Source organism: Dietzia sp. CW19 (assembly GCF_014145265.1).
Lineage (GTDB): Bacteria > Actinomycetota > Actinomycetes > Mycobacteriales > Mycobacteriaceae > Dietzia > Dietzia natronolimnaea.
Genome location: NZ_JAALEE010000561.1, coordinates 43,437 through 45,428 on the forward strand (window position 1 = coordinate 43,437; position 1,992 = coordinate 45,428).

General features: G+C 63.5%; 2 protein-coding genes and 1 pseudogene. 2 read left to right on the forward strand and 1 reads right to left on the reverse strand.

What is annotated here, in order from left to right; translation table 11 throughout:
* Positions 1 to 142: pseudogene (locus G6021_RS16245) on the forward strand (IS3 family transposase); the annotation flags it as partial.
* A 17-nt stretch (positions 143 to 159) separates the two neighbouring features.
* On the opposite strand, the gene G6021_RS16250 reads toward G6021_RS16245, so the two are convergent.
* The gene (locus G6021_RS16250; RefSeq protein WP_069389026.1) at positions 160 to 1,311 is read right to left on the reverse strand and encodes an IS30 family transposase; all 1,152 of its coding nucleotides are present in this window, start codon (positions 1,309 to 1,311) and stop codon (positions 160 to 162) included.
* 82 nt (positions 1,312 to 1,393) lie between these two features.
* Here G6021_RS16250 and G6021_RS16255 point away from each other — a divergent pair.
* A partial coding sequence (locus G6021_RS16255) for an IS3 family transposase (protein ID WP_347238994.1) occupies positions 1,394 to 1,992 on the forward strand: 599 nt, incomplete at its 3' end.

The following is a 1,992-nucleotide window of genomic DNA, read 5'->3' on the forward strand; positions in this document are numbered from 1 at the left end:
GTTGCGGAACTGGTTGAACAAGTACCGGCAGGCCCACGGCGGTACCGAGACCGAGGTGACGCTCGATGAACGGGCACGACTCAAGGAGCTGGAGCGGGAGAACTCCGAACTCCGCGCCGAAACGGCGTTCCTGAAAAAAGCAGCCTTGGATTCAAATCGTCAATGCAACAGGGCGGCGTAGCGTTCGGCGGGAGTGTCGTAGTCGAGGGTTTTCCGGGGCCGGTTGTTCAATCTCTCCGCGATTCGGTGCAAGTCAGCCTGGGAGTAGCCGTTCATGCTTGTCTTCTTCGGAAAATACTGACGAAGCCAGCGATTGGTGTTCTCGTTGGTGCCGCGCTGCCAGGGCGAGTGTGGGTCGGCGAAGTACACGCTGATCCCGGTGCCGGCGGCGACGTCTTTGTGTCCGGCCAGCTCCATGCCGCGGTCCCACGTCAGGGAGCGAGACATCGTCTCCGGGAGCGCCGACAGCTCCCGGCACAGTCCTTCAGTAACAGAGGACGCATGGCGTGAGTCGACCTGGACTAAGCAGGTGTAGCGGCTGGAGCGTTCCACGACCGTGGCGATCTGGGACTGCTCCGATCCGATCATCAAATCGCCTTCCCAGTGACCTGGAACAGCGCGGTCCGCGACGTCGTCTGGACGGGCATCAATCGACACGGCGTCTTTGATCTGCGAGCGCCACTGGCCGGAGGTGGTGTTGCTGACCGCGCGACGAATCGGTCTGCCGGTGCGCAACTGCTTCTGTAACGACTTGTCCAGCACATTCCAGGATTGGATGTACAGCGACCGATAGATCGCCTCGTGCGAGATCAGCATCCGCGACCCGGCTGGGTACTGCTTCTTCAGCCGACCAGCGATCTGTTCCGGAGACCATTCCTCTTTCAGGCGTGCAGCGACGTAGCCTCGCAGTACAGGGTTCGTGGCCAGCTTGGGCTTCTGAGGACGCCGGGCCCGGCGCCAGGCGCGGTCGTCTGCGTCGATGGCGCGATAGCGCTCCCTACCCTCGTTCTGCCCGACTTCTCGGCTGATCGTTGACGCAGGCCGTCCCAGCTGGCGACCGATCTGGCGGTACGAGTCGCCCGCCGCCAGACCGCGGGAGATCTCCTCCCGATCGGACAGACTCAATGTCCCCGCCCGGCGCTTCTGCGGCGACTGATAGATCCCGCCCTTGGGCCGCAGGATCGAAAACACCGAACCCGGCGGCGAGTCGACCGATCGCGAGATCTCACTGATCGACGACCCCGCCTTCCACATATCCCAGACCCGCTGCCGTTCCTCCGGCGGCAGTCCGGGCCGGCCAATCTTAGCCATCGTCCACCTCCACCATAGATTGCTTGGTGTTGCGTTGACGGTTTGAGTCTAAGGCGGCTTACTTCGCGCGGGAGCAGCGACCGTGAGCCGATACGAGTACATCGACTCCTGCAGGAACGACCCGTCCGAGACCAACCCGCTCTACAAGATGTGCGCCTGGCTGGCCGTCTCGACCTCCGGGTTCTACAACTGGCTCTCGCGCCCGACCTCGGCCACAGCTGCCCGCAGACAGGCGCTCACGGCCAGGGTGAGGCACTTCTTCGCCGCCACCGACGGCACGTACGGGTATCGGCGGATTCACGCCGACCTGGTCGACGAGGGCACCCAGTGCTCCCAGGAGTTGGTGCGTCAGATCATGCGCTCCGAAGGCCTGGTGGCCTGCCAGCCGAGGCCATTTCGGGTCACCACTGAAGCTGACGACGCTGCTGCAGCCGACATGCCTGACCTGGTGGAACGCGACTTCACCGCCGATCGCGCCGGCGTCAAGTTCGTCGGAGATATTACGTACATCCACACGTGGCAGGGGTTCGTCTACCTGGCGACGGTGATCGACTGCTACTCCAAGAAAGTCGTGGGCTGGTCGATCGCCGACCACATGCGCACCGAACTGGTCGAGACGGCGCTGAAGAACGCTGCCGCGACGACGGTGATCGAGCCGCGGGCGATCTTCCATTCCGACCG